At 40.3% G+C, this 16,155-nt stretch carries 13 protein-coding genes; 11 read left to right on the top strand and 2 right to left on the bottom strand.

Annotated features, from left to right (window positions below):
* Positions 1-9 precede the first annotated feature (9 nt).
* The 11 genes from GYO_RS40205 (at position 10) to GYO_RS40155 (ending at position 14,121) form a co-directional block, all read left to right on the top strand.
* Complete coding sequence (locus GYO_RS40205) at positions 10-1,497, top strand: N-acetylmuramoyl-L-alanine amidase (protein WP_014115376.1); 1,488 nt, start codon at positions 10-12, stop codon at positions 1,495-1,497.
* Positions 1,498-1,716: 219 nt separating this feature from the next.
* A complete protein-coding gene (locus GYO_RS40200) occupies positions 1,717-3,621 on the top strand; it encodes a glycosyltransferase family 2 protein (RefSeq protein ID WP_014115375.1) in 1,905 nt (634 codons plus the stop codon).
* Positions 3,622-3,855: 234 nt separating this feature from the next.
* Positions 3,856-4,515: a sugar transferase gene (locus GYO_RS40195; protein ID WP_014115374.1), complete on the top strand. Its 660-nt coding sequence runs from the start codon at positions 3,856-3,858 to the stop codon at positions 4,513-4,515.
* 55 nt (positions 4,516-4,570) lie between these two features.
* On the top strand, positions 4,571-6,022 hold the full coding sequence (gene tuaB / locus GYO_RS40190; protein WP_041521199.1) for a teichuronic acid biosynthesis protein TuaB: 1,452 nt from the start codon (positions 4,571-4,573) through the stop codon (positions 6,020-6,022).
* Positions 6,019-7,188 (top strand): teichuronic acid biosynthesis protein TuaC, encoded by a 1,170-nt coding sequence (gene tuaC, locus GYO_RS40185; RefSeq protein ID WP_014115372.1) that lies wholly within the window; start codon positions 6,019-6,021, stop codon positions 7,186-7,188. The genes tuaB and tuaC overlap by 4 nt, the downstream gene beginning before the upstream one ends.
* A 61-nt stretch (positions 7,189-7,249) precedes the next feature.
* Positions 7,250-8,635: a UDP-glucose 6-dehydrogenase TuaD gene (tuaD, locus tag GYO_RS40180; protein ID WP_014115371.1), complete on the top strand. Its 1,386-nt coding sequence runs from the start codon at positions 7,250-7,252 to the stop codon at positions 8,633-8,635.
* Between the two features lie 85 nt (positions 8,636-8,720).
* The gene (tuaE, locus tag GYO_RS40175) at positions 8,721-10,187 is read left to right on the top strand and encodes a teichuronic acid biosynthesis protein TuaE (protein ID WP_014115370.1); all 1,467 of its coding nucleotides are present in this window, start codon (positions 8,721-8,723) and stop codon (positions 10,185-10,187) included.
* Positions 10,188-10,215: 28 nt separating this feature from the next.
* On the top strand, positions 10,216-10,896 hold the full coding sequence (gene tuaF / locus GYO_RS40170; protein ID WP_014115369.1) for a teichuronic acid biosynthesis protein TuaF: 681 nt from the start codon (positions 10,216-10,218) through the stop codon (positions 10,894-10,896).
* Positions 10,897-10,919: 23 nt separating this feature from the next.
* Positions 10,920-11,678 (top strand): teichuronic acid biosynthesis protein TuaG, encoded by a 759-nt coding sequence (gene tuaG / locus GYO_RS40165; RefSeq protein ID WP_014115368.1) that lies wholly within the window; start codon positions 10,920-10,922, stop codon positions 11,676-11,678.
* A 28-nt stretch (positions 11,679-11,706) separates the two neighbouring features.
* Positions 11,707-12,900 carry a teichuronic acid biosynthesis protein TuaH gene (gene tuaH / locus GYO_RS40160; protein ID WP_014115367.1) on the top strand — a complete coding sequence of 398 codons (1,194 nt, stop codon included), beginning with the start codon at positions 11,707-11,709 and terminating at the stop codon, positions 12,898-12,900.
* 144 nt (positions 12,901-13,044) lie between these two features.
* Positions 13,045-14,121: an MraY family glycosyltransferase gene (locus GYO_RS40155; RefSeq protein WP_014115366.1), complete on the top strand. Its 1,077-nt coding sequence runs from the start codon at positions 13,045-13,047 to the stop codon at positions 14,119-14,121.
* A 70-nt stretch (positions 14,122-14,191) separates the two neighbouring features.
* On the opposite strand, the gene GYO_RS40150 is transcribed toward GYO_RS40155, so the two are convergent.
* Positions 14,192-14,710: a hypothetical protein gene (locus tag GYO_RS40150; RefSeq protein WP_014115365.1), complete on the bottom strand. Its 519-nt coding sequence runs from the start codon at positions 14,708-14,710 to the stop codon at positions 14,192-14,194.
* A 27-nt stretch (positions 14,711-14,737) separates the two neighbouring features.
* Positions 14,738-15,397 carry an ATP-binding cassette domain-containing protein gene (locus GYO_RS40145; RefSeq protein WP_014115364.1) on the bottom strand — a complete coding sequence of 220 codons (660 nt, stop codon included), beginning with the start codon at positions 15,395-15,397 and terminating at the stop codon, positions 14,738-14,740.
* Between the last annotated feature and the right edge of the window lie 758 nt (positions 15,398-16,155).

The following is a 16,155-nucleotide window of genomic DNA, read 5'->3' as shown; positions in this document are numbered from 1 at the left end:
GGACTATCTTTGCGGATCTTTCTTAAAAGCATACCGATGCTGATATTAGGAGTCGTGTTATTTGTACCAAATGTGTTTGCGGCCAACTCTGTTACAAGGCTGGATGGAGCAAGCAGATATGAGGTTGCTGTAAATGTTTCAAAACAAGGATGGAGCAGTGCGAGCACGGTTGTTGTGGCGAACGGAACAGCATATGCCGATGTATTAACGGCTGCTCCTCTGGCTTATAAATACAATGCTCCGATACTATTAACGGAATCATCTAAACTGACTAAACCGACGAAAAACAGAATCAGCCAGCTTAAACCGAGCAAGGTCATCGTCATTGGCGGATCGATCAGTGTGTCTAACAATGTTGTAAGTGAAATTAAAAATTTGGGTGTTTCCACAGTGGAACGAATCGGCGGAAGAAGCCGTTACGAAGTTGCTCAAAATATTTCTAAAAAATTGTCTTCAAATTCAAAAGCAGTAATCGCAAATGGAACGGCATATGCTGACAGTCTGGCAATCGGTTCTTATGCTGCACGTAATGGCATTCCCATTCTTCTGACGACTGCAGGCTCCATTCCTGAACCAACGAAAAATGCGATGAGCAGCAAAGGAACAACATCGACTATTGTGGTCGGGGGAGAAATCAGTGTCTCAAAAAGTGTTTACAGCCAGCTTCCTTCACCAACAAGAATCGGCGGAAACAGCCGTTTCGAAGTGGCTGCAAACATAGCGAAAAAATATTATTCTTCATCAAAAGCCGCTTTTGTCAGCAATGGCTATCAATATGCGGATGCTCTAGCGGGTTCCGTTCTGGCGGCTAAACAAAATCGTCCAATGCTATTTACGGATGCCGGCTCACTGCCGACTGCCACAAGAGCAGTCATCGGTTCAAACAGCAAGAATACGTTCACTGTACTCGGGGGTACTATCTCTGTTACAACTAATGTTGTCAACCAGCTGAAAAATGTAATTGTAGGCAAAAAGGTATTTGTGGATGCCGGACACGGGGGCTATGACAGCGGTGCCGTCGGTAACGGATTAAAGGAGAAAGATGTTAACCTTGCCGTAGCAAAGATTGTAAACAGCAAACTCTCTGCAGGCGGAGCGATTCCGGTTATGGCCAGATCTACAGATGTTTTTTTAGAGCTTTCTGAACGGGTTGCCAAAGCTAAAAGCAATAATGCAAACCTGTTTGTGAGTATTCATGCCAATTCAGCGAGTCCTGCTGCAACCGGTACTGAAACATACTATTATACAAAGTATGAGGCAGATAACAGCAAACGGCTTGCGACAGAAATACAAAACAGACTCTATAAAGCACTCAATACTCAAAACCGAGGCGTGAAAATCGGGAATTTCCATGTTATCAGAGAATCAACAATGCCAAGCAGTTTAGTGGAGCTGGCATTCATATCAAATGTGAACGACGCAAGTAAACTAAAGAGTGCTTTGTACCAAGAAAAAGCAGCTCAAGCAATATATGAAGGAATCATTGGTTATTATTAGGAAAATTTGTATACATTGATAGCGGCTTGCCGGCAGAACCCATCAGGAATTGCCGGCAAGCTTTTTTATACGATAAAATGAGAAAAATTTTAAAGGTATACTACATGCTATGTAAAAGTTTAACAAAATTTAAGGTTAGGCCTATTCTTATTGACAGATGTATTTGATATAATTATTAGGCAAAAATATAACCGATCCATTAGGGTAGTGAGGTAATCGATGAAAATAAGCATTGTTATCCCTGTATATAATTCAGAAGATCTTATTTCCGAATGTCTTGACAGCTTAGTTAATCAAACGATGCCAAAAGAGGATTATGAGATTATATGTGTTGATGATAAATCTACGGATTCATCTTTAGACATTTTGAATCAATATAAAAAGAAATATGAAAATGTTGTTGTTATTGAAAGAACAGTAAATTCAGGCGGTCCAGGTGCTCCGCGGAATGATGCTATAAAAATTGCCAAGGGTGAATACATTCTATTTGTTGATTCCGATGATTATTTAGGAAATGAAGCATTATTGAGATGGTATAATTTCTCAAAGGAGAATCAATCTGATATTACTTTGGGGAAATTAAAAGGGGTAAACGGCAGAGGCGTTCCGAAATCAATGTTTAATGAAACAAACTCCGATGTTGATTTGGTAGATTCTAGAATTGTTTTTAGTCTGGGACCTACAAAATTATATAAGACATCACTTTTAAAAGAGAATCAGATAACTTTTCCTACTCATATAAAGGCAGCAGAGGATCAAGTCTTTACGATGAAGGCATATTTGAAAGCAAAGAAGATATCTGTTTTAGCTGACTATGATTATTACTATGCTGTCAAACGAGACGGAGATCATATGAGTAGCGCTTATGTTTCTCCGGATAATTTTTATGAGGCAATGGAAGATATTATTCGTGCAATTAGAGCCAGTGACCTTGAAGAAGACAGAAAAATTAAGCTGATGGCAGTATTTTTAAATAGGCATTTTGATTTTTCTCGGACCAGAAATGTCACCATTAAAATAAAAAAAGAAGAAGTAAGAGCAGAGTGGTTTCAATACCTGTCATCATTTATTCGAACAGTGCCTGAAGAGGTGGATCAATTTGTACTTCCGCATATTAAATTAAGGCTGCTGTTTATTCGAAATAATGATTTGCAAGGATTAACCCAATATGAACGAGAGGAGCAGGACATTAAAAAGTTCTGTACTGTGCATAATGGGAATTTAATTGCACGTTATCCAAGCTTAGAGGGGTATCCCATCTCTGAAGAATTGTTAAAGGTAAATTATAAAAACAAGCTTGAACATCATTTGCAGAATATTGAATTCAGAGATCGCTGCCTCAGGATTGAGGGAACGATTAAACACAAATTAGCGGATGATGAAACAAATTGTAATCAGTCGCTAACAGGAGTGTTTGTTCATCGCAATACGAAAGCAGAAAAATATATTTCTCCAGTCTCATTTGAAAATTCTACGTTTACATTTGAGTGTAAGTTTGGTGAATTAGCATCTGCTGAAGAAGACTTAGGCGTTTGGGATTTCTTTATTGAATCATCAATAGATGGCTATAAACTAAGGGGAAGAATCGGAAACAAACGAGCCCCGTACAAATATTCAACCAAGACGATGTATTTAGGACATAATGCTTTATTTATCTTCAGCGCTAGACCATATTTTACAATGAACTATGATAATCTTTCGATTGATATCAAGAAACATGCATATACAGCAGCTGAACTTTCCTATCAGACAGAATCAAAAGATTTATCATTTGTTTTTAAAGATAAGCAAATCTGTTTGCCAAATCATTCAAAAATCATTGTGAATACTGGACAGTCTGAAATTTCATTACCAGTAAAACGTATTGATTTAGAGCCTAATTGCACAAAATTGACGGTAAACGTGCAGAGTTTGCTTGAACAGCTAGCTCATGTAAAGAAAGAGCGATTAATTCAATTTGCGATAAACACTTCTCAAAATAAAATCAGTGCAAAAGTAGATAACCAAGCAATTATCCTAGACACAAAAAGCGTGGAACGAAAATCCATGTTATTCTTCAATAAAATGGTTGAAGTTCAGTACAAGCTGCTAACCTCTAAATCAAAATTTTATTTTCAATATTAAATGCTTCGCAGCGAAAAGAGACAAATCTGCAAAATGGTTTGTCTCTTTTTTTATACAATATGCTTAATTTTTAAAAAAAGTGTCTAAAACAATAAAAAGTTTACGATTAAATGTCAGAAAAAATAACAAATTCACACTTCTTAACATACCATTTACATCCAATTAACATCCGTCTGCTAAACTGACTGGCATAGGTCATCATAACATCCCAAACAAATCGTGAGGTGTGTGTCAGTGAGTGCAGAGAAAAGCATGAATGTGAGTCGTGAATTCTCAGTCCAGCAAATACATTCATTTACATTATCTGAAAAGACGGCTCGTTATTTGGCAGTAAAACGCGTAATGGATATTTGGTTTGCGCTCATTGGATTGGCGATTGCGCTGCCAATGATTGCGGTATTTTCAATATTGATTTGTTTGGAGACGCCGGGGCCTGCCATATATACGCAGGAACGCGTAGGGAAAGGCGGGAAACCATTTAAGCTTTATAAGCTTCGTTCCATGAAAATAGATGCCGAGAAGTCCGGTGCTGTTTGGGCGCAGAAGCAAGATCCGCGGGTGACGAGGATCGGAGCTTTTATCAGAAGAACGAGAATTGACGAGCTTCCTCAGCTATTTAATGTGCTGAAAGGCGATATGAGTATGATTGGCCCTCGTCCGGAACGTCCTGTGTTTACGGAAAAATTCCAGAATGAGATTCCAGGCTTTACACAGCGTCTGGCAGTTAAACCGGGATTGAGCGGCTGGGCTCAGGTGAACGGCGGTTACGATATGACGCCGAAGGAAAAGCTGATATTTGATTTATATTACATTCGCAATCTGACTTTCACTTTGGAATTAAAAATTATGTTAAAAACTTGTAAAGTAGTCTGGACAGGTGATGGTGCAAGATAAAACTGAATGCCTGCATTCACCATCAATCTGAGCTTAAAAAGAAGTAGGGAATATGATGCCAAGTATTACTAAACAAATCTTGAGCGGTGCAAAGTGGACAAGTATTTCAACCATGTGTATTACAATCATACAAATCGTTCAGTTTGCCCTGCTAGGAAATATGATGACCTTAACGGAATTTGGACTCGTCGGCATGATCACAACGGTTACAGTTTTCGCCCAGATTGTGCTTGATATGGGTTTTGGCGCAGCGTTAATTCAGAGAGATGATGCGACGGAGCGCCAGATGTCAACATTATATTGGCTTAACATTATGACCGGCGTTTTGCTGTTTGTTCTTTTATATGTGAGCAGTCCTGTGATTGCGGGATTTTATCAAAGGGAAGAGCTGGTGTTTCTGATTCGGATTTTAGCGATTATGTTTTTGATCGCGCCAATCGGACAGCAGTATCAGTATATGCTGCAAAAGCAGCTGCATTTTAATACGTTAAGCAAAATTGAGATTTTTTCAAATGTATTGTCATTCGGATATTTAGCTGTAGCGGTTTTTATGATGGATGCAATTTTGGCGTACGTCATTTCTCAAGTGCTGCTGCAGTCCAGTAAAGGGATTTTATATTGGGCCGTATACCGGAAAAAATGGCACCCCGCTTTTGTTTTTGACTTGAGGGGAATGAAGGCGTTCTTTTCCTTTGGAGCCTTTCAGCTTTCATCCCGCCTTGTGAACAGGCTGGGAGCGAATATCGATATGATTTTGATCGGCCGTTTTATTGGTGCTGAAGCATTGGGGATTTATAACCTTGCTTACCAGATTGTCACCATTCCGGTTTTGAAGATCAATCCGATCGTGACACGCGTGGCATTCCCTGTTTTCGCAAAAAACAAATATGAAAACAGTGTGATCAGAGAAGGCTTTCTGAATATGACAAAAATGCTGGCGCTTGTTTCGTTTCCGCTGTTAATCGGGCTCGTGTCTGTGTCAGACGCCTTTATCGCAGCAGTTTTCGGAGAAAAATGGCTTGCGGCTGTTCCAGTCCTAAATGTTCTGGCCATTGTCGGGATACTCAGAGTGCTCATGAATCCAAATGGATCTGTGCTTCTTGCTAAAGGAAGAGCGGACTTAGCGTTTTATTGGGATTCCGGTGTACTGCTGCTGTACGGATTGTCATTATTTGCAGCCGTTCAAACGGGAAGTCTGCTGACAGTCGCATGGGTATACGCCATCATTAGCGTTTTCAATTTCCTGATCGGACGCTGGCTGCTGGCTTATGTCATCAAACTTAACCTTTCGGCTTATTTCCAGTCGATTATCAAGCCGTTTCTGCTCACAGCCGTGATGGCCATCATCGCGTTTGGTGTAAGCCTAGGTACGGAACACTTCAGTCTGCAGGCAGAAATGCGGCTGGCCATTTCAGTGGCGGCCGGGGCGCTATGCTATCTCTTTCTTTTAGTAAAAGCGTACCCTCAAACGAAAAGCAAACTACTAAGAAAAGGGCGTTTGTCATGAAGATTTTGTGGATCACAAGCGTATATCCGAGCAGCCTGAAACCCGGTGAGGGTGTGTTTCATGAGACACAGGTGCAAGAGCTGCAAAAGCTCGGGCTTGATATCACCGTCATATGTCCAAGGCCTTTTCACTCTGCGCCTGTCCGCATGCTGAAAAAGGCATATCGAAAAAAGGATGCCAGACCGGAGTATGAGATTAGGAAGGGGATACCGGTTTACCGGCCTTTCTATCGAGCAGTTCCCGGCCAGCTGAAGTGGGCGCAGCCTCACCGAAGAATCGCATCATCTGTTTTAAAAACAATGAAACAGCACGACTTACATCCGGATCTGATCCATGCGCATTTTGCCATGCCATCGGGCGGGGCTGCGGCAGTCGTGTCGGAGTCAGAGCGAATTCCTTATGTTCTGACCTTGCACGGAAGTGATGTGAATGTCTATCCGCACTACAGCAAAGGGGCGTTTAAAGCCTTCAATCGTGCGGTAGGTTCTGCGTCAGCCGTTTTAGCAGTCAGCCACAAGCTCCAGGAAGAAACCAAAAAGCTATCTGGCTTTGAAAGCTCGGTTTTGCCGATCGGCATACAGCTCAGCCGCTTTCAGGAGAATAAGCAGACAAAAGAAGAAATCAGAGAAAAACTCGGGCTCCCGCTCGGTCAGCGTCTGGCCGTCTATGTGGGACGGCTCGTCAGGGAGAAAGGTATTTTTGAACTGTCTGAAGCCATCGAATCGTTGAAGGAACCTCCTAAGGCAGTCTTTGTCGGGGATGGTCCGGCAAAATCAATGCTGACCCAGAAAGGACATATCGTCACAGGCCAAGTGCCGAATCATAAGGTAAGAGACTATTTGCTTGCGGCAGACATGTTCGTGCTTCCTTCTTACAGTGAGGGGATGCCGACTGTCGTGATTGAGGCGCTGGCGCTAAGGGTTCCTGTCATCTGTACAGATGTTGGCGGTGTGGCATCGTTATTCGGAAAGCATCGGCATCTGTTGATTCAACCGAAATCGGCTCAAGCCTTGGCGGAGGCGATCGCTCTGTACGAACATGAGCAAATTTGGAAACCAGAAGTAGCAGATGATTTGTATGAAATCGTGCAGGCTCAATTTGACGCCGGAAAAAATGCCAAGGCTTTGCATCAACAGTATCAGACGGTCATGAAAACGTCCGTTTAATCGTAAGAAACTGCGACCAATATAAATAGGAAGGTCATTTTACAGGAGAGGGATGAGCACTGTGAAAAAAATAGCTGTCATTGGAACAGGTTATGTAGGACTCGTGTCAGGCACTTGCTTTGCGGAGATCGGCAATAAAGTTGTTTGCTGTGATATCGATGAATCAAAAATCAGAAGTCTGAAAAATGGGGTAATCCCGATCTATGAGCCAGGGCTTGCAGACTTAGTTGAAAAAAATGTGCTGGATCAGCGTTTGTCCTTTACTAACGATATCCCGTCCGCCATTCGGGCGTCAGACATTATTTATATTGCAGTCGGAACGCCGATGTCCAAAACAGGTGAAGCAGATTTAACATACGTAAAAGCGGCAGCGAAAACAATTGGTGAGCACCTCAACGGCTATAAAGTGATCGTAAATAAAAGCACAGTCCCGGTCGGAACAGGAAAACTCGTTCAATCTATCGTTCAAAAAGCTTCAAAGGGAAGATTCTCGTTTGATGTTGTATCTAACCCTGAATTCCTTCGGGAAGGCTCAGCGATTCATGACACGATGAAGATGGAGCGTGCCGTGATTGGCTCAACAAGTCATAAAGCTGCTGCCATCATTGAGGATCTGCACCAGCCTTTCCATGCTCCTGTCATTAAAACAAACTTAGAAAGTGCAGAAATGATTAAATACGCCGCGAATGCGTTTCTGGCGACAAAGATTTCCTTTATCAACGATATCGCAAACATTTGTGAGCGAGTCGGCGCAGATGTTTCAAAAGTTGCTGATGGCGTGGGGCTTGACAGCCGTATCGGCAGAAAGTTTCTAAAAGCGGGTATTGGGTTTGGCGGCTCCTGTTTTCCTAAGGATACAACCGCACTGCTTCAAATCGCAAAATCGGCTGGCTATCCATTTAAGCTCATCGAAGCTGTCATTGAAACGAACGAAAAGCAGCGCGTTCATATTGTAGATAAACTCTTAACTGTTATGGGAAGCATCAAAGGAAGAACCATTTCCGTCCTCGGATTGGCCTTCAAGCCGAATACAAACGATGTGAGATCCGCTCCCGCTCTTGATATTATTCCGATGCTGCAACAGCTGGGCGCACATGTAAAAGCATACGATCCGATCGCTATTCCTGAAGCTTCAGCGATCCTTGGCGAACAGCTCGAGTATTACACAGATGTGTATGATGCGATTGAGGGCACAGATGCCTGCCTGATCTTAACGGACTGGCCGGAAGTCAAAGAAATGGAGCTTGTAAAGGTGAAAACCCTCTTAAAACAGCCAATCATCATCGACGGCAGAAATTTATTTTCACTTGAAGAGATGCAGGCAGCAGGATACATTTACCACTCTATCGGCCGTCCTGCTGTTCGGGGAACGGAACCTTCTGACAAGTATTTTCCGGGCTTGCCGCTCGAGGAGTTGGCTAAAGACTTGGGGAGCGTCAATTTATAAAAAGAAAAAAGTGTTACTTGGTTGAAGCTGCCGGCTGCTAGGCTCGGCCGCCGGCTCCTGAAACATCAGGAAAGGGGTTAAACATGTGAGTATCAAACGTTCAGCGGTCCATACGCTTGCGTTACTGGCCGCTGTCATATTTGGAGTCGTCCTATTGCTGGGAGCCATCCGTAAAGATATAGGTTTCATACAGATGGCTGCCCTGCTTGCGGTGTTGGCGATCGGTCTGTTTGCGCTGACGCTTGCAACCGCATTTACAACAAAAGAACGGCTCTTTATGGCTGTAATCTATATTTTGATCGCCTGCACTTTTTTAAATAATGCATTTTTCGCGATACATCTTGGGTTTTTCAGTTTGTTCCTTTACAGGCTTCTACTCATTGCAGCGGGGTGCCTCCATGTGATCGGGATGGTTCGGAATCGAACACATATTGAAAGATGGAACGGACTGCAAGTGAAAGGGATATTGCTCTTTTTCGCCTTTTGGTTTATATACGGCCTTGTTTCTCTGCTATGGGCTAAGTCGGTGACAGCCGGCATCAAATATTTGGCCTTATTGGCAATGGGAATTTTCTTCATTTACCTCATTGTCATGTATGTGCAAAAAATGGAGCGGCTGATGATTGTTTATGCCATTTGGCTGGTGATGACAGTATTCCTGATGATCATTGGTTTTTACAATCATATCACCCATCATCATCTCCCGAGTTCCACGCTGTACAGCGGACCGGAATATAAGCAGCATTATCCGACCTCGGTATTTTTTAATCAAAATGACTTTGCGACCTTTTTATCAATCAGCTTCTTTTTTTACATCACTTTGATGAAAAACATAAAGAATGGATACATCAAGGCGATTGGCCTTGTGCTTTCGCTCTGTACGTTGTATTTAATTTTTGCCACTGGTTCAAGAGCCAGCCTTCTGGGGATTTTTGCAGGCATTGCTGTCTATATCTTCATTGTATTGCCGCCTGTTCTAAAGAAAATGGCCATATGGCTGTCAGCGGCGGGAATTGCCATTTTTGCAGTTCTTTTCGCCAGCCGAATTTATTCAAAGTTTTGGGAGCTGTTTCTGGCACCACAGACACTGCATTCATTTCATGACAGGCTTCCATCAAATGTGGCCCGGGCCAATCTGCTGAAAAACGCATGGCACTTTTTCCTTGATTCATACGGATTCGGAGTCGGAGCAGGGAATGTATCCTACTATCTTGAGCACAATGCTTTATATGATACTGACAATGTGGCAGAGGTGCACAACTGGCTCGTTGAAATCCTTACTAACTTTGGCTTGTTCATCATGCTGGGATATCTGGCCGTTTATGCCTACCTCATATGGGTGCTTTATAAATTTTATGAAAGAAAATTAGAAAATCAGTCAAAACTGATCACAGAAGGGCTTATTACTGCTCTGGTCAGTTTTCTGGTATCTAGTATCAGCCCAAGCTCTGTTTCAAATTTATTTTTCCATTGGGTATTTCTGGCACTCGTCATCGCCGCCGTCAATGTGTTAAGGCGATCCAGACAGATGCCTGAACCGATGTACAGATAAACAGACTACAAAAAGCAGGGAGACTTATATGAACGATATATTGATAAGAATAGCCCGTCGCATTAAAAAAAATATCATTTGGATAATAGCAGTGCCCATTATATTAGGTGCGGCGGGGTATATCCTGCCGTCACAGATCGCTGATCAAAAGAGCTATACAGCTGAGGACACTTTAGCTGTGGGGAGATATGACCATCCGGTTTATAACAGCATAGAGGAGATTCCCCTTTTGCTCAAGAGCGACTCTTTTTTGAAGGAGGCGCTTCCTGGCGAAAAGGATGAAGATTTGGCAGAGATCAAAGAGAAGCTTACCATCAAAATGGAATCCAAATCTTTGCTGACATTGAGTTATAGCGACAAGGATAAGGATAAAACGGAATCCGTCTTAAATGCCATTTCCTCTGCTTTTCTCAAAAACGATCAAAAACTGTATGCAGAAAGAGAAGCCGTCATCCGCCGCAGCATAGATGCGCTCGAAGGCGAGTCGGTGAGCGAGGATTCCAAAGTGGATAAAGAGAGATTTTTGTATGAGCTGAAAAACACGCAGCTTAATTTGAAAGCGGCCAGTGTCACGGATTCTGAAACCGTAGGTGAGACAGCAGGCGGCGGAATGTCTCCGAAAAAGAAAGCGGTTCTCGGCGTTATGATTGGCCTCACGATTGCCTTTATGTTCGTTGTCATTCCTGAATTTTTCAGGGAATCCTTTTAAAATCATACGATGGAGATGTGATCATGACCAATTGGAAACCTCTCGTATCTGTCATTACGCCTTCCTTTAATGCGCGTGACTATATTGAAGACACGATTCATTCAGTGTTAGATCAGAGCCACTCTCATTGGGAAATGATTATCGTGGATGATTGCTCAACGGATGGCACACGCGACATTTTACAGCAGTATGAAAAGATAGATGAAAGAATTCATGTGGTGTATCTGGACGAGAACAGCGGAGCTGCAGTTGCTCGCAATAAAGCATTGGAGCGCGCTCAAGGACGTTACGTAGCATTTCTGGATAGTGATGACAAATGGAAAGAAGACAAACTGGAAAAGCAGCTTGAGTTTATGATGGAACGTTCCTGTGCGTTTTCTTTCACAGGCTACAGCTTAATGGCGCAGGACGGGACCCCGCTCGATAAATTTATTCATGCTCCGGAAAGCCTGACGTACGATGACGCTCTGAAAAATACGATTATCGGCTGCTTGACGGTGATGATTGACAGGGAGCAAACGGGACAGATCCAAATGCCAAATATCAGAACGAGACAGGACTTGGCCACATGGCTGTCTCTTTTGAAAAAGGGATTTACCGCATATGGTATGAATGAATGCCTGGCTGAATATCGGCTTGTAAATAACTCGATATCCAGCAACAAATGGAAGGCTGCGAAAAAAACGTGGTTTGTCTATAGGGAGATCGAACGTCTACATTTAATGAAAGCAACATGGTGTTTTGTTCAATATGCAAAAAATGCGGTGAAAAAGAGATTATAGCCGCAAACAGAGAGAAAAGGTGATGAAGGTGGAAACAAAAGAAGCAATCATTCATGTCATCGTTGCCACTGCCGAATGGGGAAAAGACCAATTGAGATACAGAAGGCACCGACTGGCGGAATTTTTAGCTGCTCAGGAGGAAACGAAGGAAGTCATTTGGGTGTGTCCGGCTCCGCGCCCCCAAGGAAATGAATTTCAGCAAGTTCATTCAGGCATCAGGCAATTCGCTATCAAAGACTTGCTGCAGAAAAAAATGTTTCGTTTCGGACGATACACAGATGTGTTTTACAGACATAAGCTCTCACCATTACTTGATGAACTGACCTCTGCTTCTGCAAACGGTGAACGCTGCTGTTTATGGTATACGTTCCCCGGGTTCCCGCTGCTGTCATCGCTGTATCCCTGGGATCAGGTCATTTATGATTGCAGTGATTTATGGGCGGCGCCGATCAGCGGCCGTTCAAATCTGCTGTCTGAATTCCGGCGAAAAGTCATTAAATCGGCGGAGCTGAGAATTATATATCGTGCAGATTCCATTACCTGTTCATCGGATTATCTTCACAAAGAAGTAGATAAAAAACTGACTGAAGGGCGAGAAAAGGTGCATACTGTCGAAAACGGTGTTGAATATGAGCTGTTTTCTGCAAATCAACCGGCTCCTGATCGCAGCATATTGCAGGGTAGAGAAGGAACAGTATTAGGCTTTATCGGCGGGATTAAACCTAAGCTCGATTTTAAAATGATTGAAGAGGCTGCGCTCCAAAAGCCTGAGTGGACATTTTTATGGGTTGGCCCGGATGCCACCAATGGCGACGTTTCGTTTCAAGAGCTTCTGAGACTTCCCAATGTTATATGGACCGGCCCGGCAGACCCAAAAGAAGTTCCGCATTATATGGAGCTTATTGACATTGGCATCATGCCATATAAAAAATCATCGTATAATCAAGCTGTGTTTCCGCTGAAACTATTTGAATTTTTAGCGGCTGGAAAGCCTGTTGTCGGTTCTAATCTTCCGTCAACTTCAAAAATGAAAAAGCCGTATGTATACGAATATGTAGAAGGCGATCATCCGCTTGATTTTATAGCTGCGTGCGAAAAAGTAATCGGCCAAAACGGAGATGAAACGTATAAAGAAATACGCAGAAACATCGCCCGCGCACAGGATTGGAATTGCTTATTTAAACAAATTATGAAATATACAGGGATTCAAAAACATGCGTAGTCCTATAATTTGGGATGCGCGTTTTTTGATTAAACGTGTTTCTTTTTGATGAAGCTTGTTATAATAACTAAGGAGAAGGTATAATGGAAGGAACGGTTCTCTATATAAATAAAGACTTCATTTAATTCCAAAGGAGACTTCTTTATGCTTGACGAACGCATGATTCGCATTGTTGTTGCGTTTATTGTCTCGCTGCTTACAGTTTTAATCATAACCCCAATCGTAAAAAGGATTGCGATTAAAATAGGTGCAGTTGATCAGCCCAGCAATCGAAAAGTACATGACAAAATTATGCCCCGGATGGGCGGGCTGGCCATATTTATCGGGGTGGTTGCAGGTGTGCTTGCATCCGGTATTTACACAGAAACAAGAATGACGGCTATTACAGTCGGAGCATTCATCATTATTGTGTTAGGTATTCTTGACGATAAATATCAATTAAGTGCAAAAGTTAAGTTTTTGATTCAATTAGGTGTAGCCATTATGATTGTAAGCACTGGCTTAAAAATGGACTTTTTCTCAGTGCCTTTTTTAGCAGAACGATTTGAGTTAGGATGGCTGGCTTATCCGCTGACTGTATTATGGATTGTCGGCATTACAAACGCGATTAATCTGATTGACGGATTGGATGGCCTTGCCGCCGGTCTCTCTGTTATTGGCTTGTCAACAATCGCCGTTATGGCGCTATCCGGCGGAAAAGTACTGATTCTGTCGCTCTCATTGGTTGTGATCGCCAGCACACTTGGATTTTTGTTTTACAACTTTCACCCGGCAAAAATCTTTATGGGTGATACAGGATCACTTTTTTTAGGGTATAGTATTTCGATTCTTTCATTATTAGGTCTGTATAAAAGCGTAACATTGTTCAGTATAGTTATACCGGTTATTATTTTAGGCGTGCCAATTTTTGATACAACATTTGCTATCATCAGGAGAATATTAAACAAACAGCCGATATCGGCACCCGACAAGTCGCATATCCACCATAGATTGATGGCATTTGGCCTTTCACATCGGATGTCGGTTATTGTTATTTACCTGATAGGGTTTATATTCAGTATCTGTGCAATTGTACTTAAAAGTGCCACAATTTGGTTCTCTTTGTTTATTATCTTCATTTTAATTATTTTTATGCAGATCATAGCGGAAGTGACAGGACTTGTGAATGAAAAATTTAAGCCGTTTACGAAATTTTATAAACGGCTGGTGAAAAGAAATTAAAAACAAACGAAAAAGGATTTCTAAGTTGATGATAATACTTTCAACTTAGAAATCCTTTTTTTAATATTATTTATAGCTTAATTGCTTTAGCATAACGAATCCCTTGATTATATTTATCGTGTGCTTCATTATTATACAATTTAGTTGGCAAATACAAAATTAAATTTTTACTTTTATTTTCAAGGGCAAAGTCATTAACCTGATAAACCAATTTAATTTTAGTTGACTGGTGGGGCTTCATTTTTTTTAAATTGTTCATATCAAAATTGCCTTCATTGGTTTGGCTTGTATAATTGTTTATACCGAGCATTGTTTCTATAAACAATGCTCCATCAGTTGTTACATGATCATTTTTATTTTTAATTTCTGCTTCAATTGTTATTGGTGTTATATTGTTGTTTTTTGCGTCTCCTATTTTAGAAGATAAAATCTTTATATTTATATTTTCACATTTTATCACTTCTTTTTTATGGAAATACTCAATTGAAAATTCAGTAGGAACATTTTTGTTTATTATGTAGACACGATAAACAAAAAATAATATAAAAAGAGTTATTAGTAATAGTATATATTTTTTCTTTTTAAACATTTAAAATTCTCCCTTGAATTTTATGTCTTATGATTTTAGTATTATATGATTGATAATTTTTCCTTTCTCAACCGTGAAAATTTCATCTGAAAGAAATTTTAAGCTTTCCGATTCATGGCTAGCAAGAAGAATTAATTTGTTCTTCTCTTTTAAATCTATTAATAAATCTTTTACAAGAGATATTCCATCTTTATCAAGAGCATTGGTAGGTTCATCTAAAATAATAAGTTCTGGATCTTCCATAATTGCCTGGGCAATTCCAAGTCTTTGCTTCATACCTAATGAATAGTTTTTAAATTTTCTTTTATCATCAGGGTTTAAACCGACGGATTCTATTGTGTTTTTTATTTGATCCTTAGTGATTTTTCCTTTTATATCCGCTATCATTTTAAGATTTTTAAACCCTGTATAGTTAGGTAAAAATCCTGGATATTCTATTATAGCTCCAACACTTTCTGGAAAAGAAATTTTTTCCCCAAGTTTTTTCCCGTTAATTTCTATAAATCCGCTTGATGGTTTAATAAGACCACATATAGCCTTAAATAGCATTGTTTTTCCCGATCCATTTTTCCCTGTGAATCCATAAATTTTTCCTCGATCTAATTGTAAACTGATATCGTCAATTAGGACTTGCTTTCTTATTCTTTTTGTAAGGTGATCTACTTTTAAATATGTACTTTTTGACATGTTAATCCTCTGCTTTCATTTAAATTAAGTCCCTTTTTAATAAAGAAATGTAAATAGCAATAAATAAAAAAATGCTTAACAAGACGTTATAGCATATTGAATATTGAAGCGTTAGATGATGACTTGGTTCAAAAATAGTATGTTTAAGAATCATTGAATGTATTGCTGGGAGCAATGGATGATTTATAAATATTGAAAGACATATGACGATAGCAACTATTAGAAAACTATAGTTAGAATTTAAATTAAGGGATAAAAATACATGAATTAAAGTCAGTGATATAGATGTTAAAACATATAGCGTGAAAATTGTAATTAAAAGTTCTCCTTCAGAAACCTGTACATATCTTAAGTCATTTATAATATTGACAGCCCGCATGTTCCAATGTAAAGAGTCTAAGTTATATATCAAACCTACTATATATGTAACAAGAAACAAAATTAGATAGGTACTGATTATATTTAAAATAATAAACAATGTTTTAGAAATCCAATATAGATGGATTTTTTGAACTCTTAATAAAAGGTAAAGATTTAATTTGCTATCATAGTACAATGCATCACCACATATAAATATCACGAAAACATTTATAATAATCCAAATTGTTGGGACACTGCTTAATTCATATTTATCTATAAAGCCTACATCCTTAAAGTTTAGATAAAAAAGTTCAATTATACTTATAGACGCATCTTCAAACTGATTAGAGTTTATTATTGACATATAACATATTAATATACTAAGTAATAAATACTTC

The organism is Bacillus spizizenii TU-B-10 (genome assembly GCF_000227465.1).
GTDB classification, from domain to species: domain Bacteria; phylum Bacillota; class Bacilli; order Bacillales; family Bacillaceae; genus Bacillus; species Bacillus spizizenii.
Note: the sequence above shows the minus strand (reverse complement) of the source record. Positions and strands in the feature narration are given on the sequence as shown.

Excerpts from the sequence above, each read along its gene's own strand:
- GYO_RS40150 (WP_014115365.1), bottom strand. The coding sequence starts at position 14,710 with ATGTTTAAAAAGAAAAAATATATACTATTACTAATAACTCTTTTTATA.
- GYO_RS40155 (WP_014115366.1), top strand. The coding sequence starts at position 13,045 with ATGCTTGACGAACGCATGATTCGCATTGTTGTTGCGTTTATTGTCTCG.
- tuaG (WP_014115368.1), top strand. The coding sequence starts at position 10,920 with ATGACCAATTGGAAACCTCTCGTATCTGTCATTACGCCTTCCTTTAAT.
- tuaC (WP_014115372.1), top strand. The coding sequence starts at position 6,019 with ATGAAGATTTTGTGGATCACAAGCGTATATCCGAGCAGCCTGAAACCC.
- GYO_RS40145 (WP_014115364.1), bottom strand. The coding sequence starts at position 15,397 with ATGTCAAAAAGTACATATTTAAAAGTAGATCACCTTACAAAAAGAATA.
- GYO_RS40200 (WP_014115375.1), top strand. The coding sequence starts at position 1,717 with ATGAAAATAAGCATTGTTATCCCTGTATATAATTCAGAAGATCTTATT.
- tuaB (WP_041521199.1), top strand. The coding sequence starts at position 4,571 with ATGCCAAGTATTACTAAACAAATCTTGAGCGGTGCAAAGTGGACAAGT.
- tuaF (WP_014115369.1), top strand. The coding sequence starts at position 10,216 with ATGAACGATATATTGATAAGAATAGCCCGTCGCATTAAAAAAAATATC.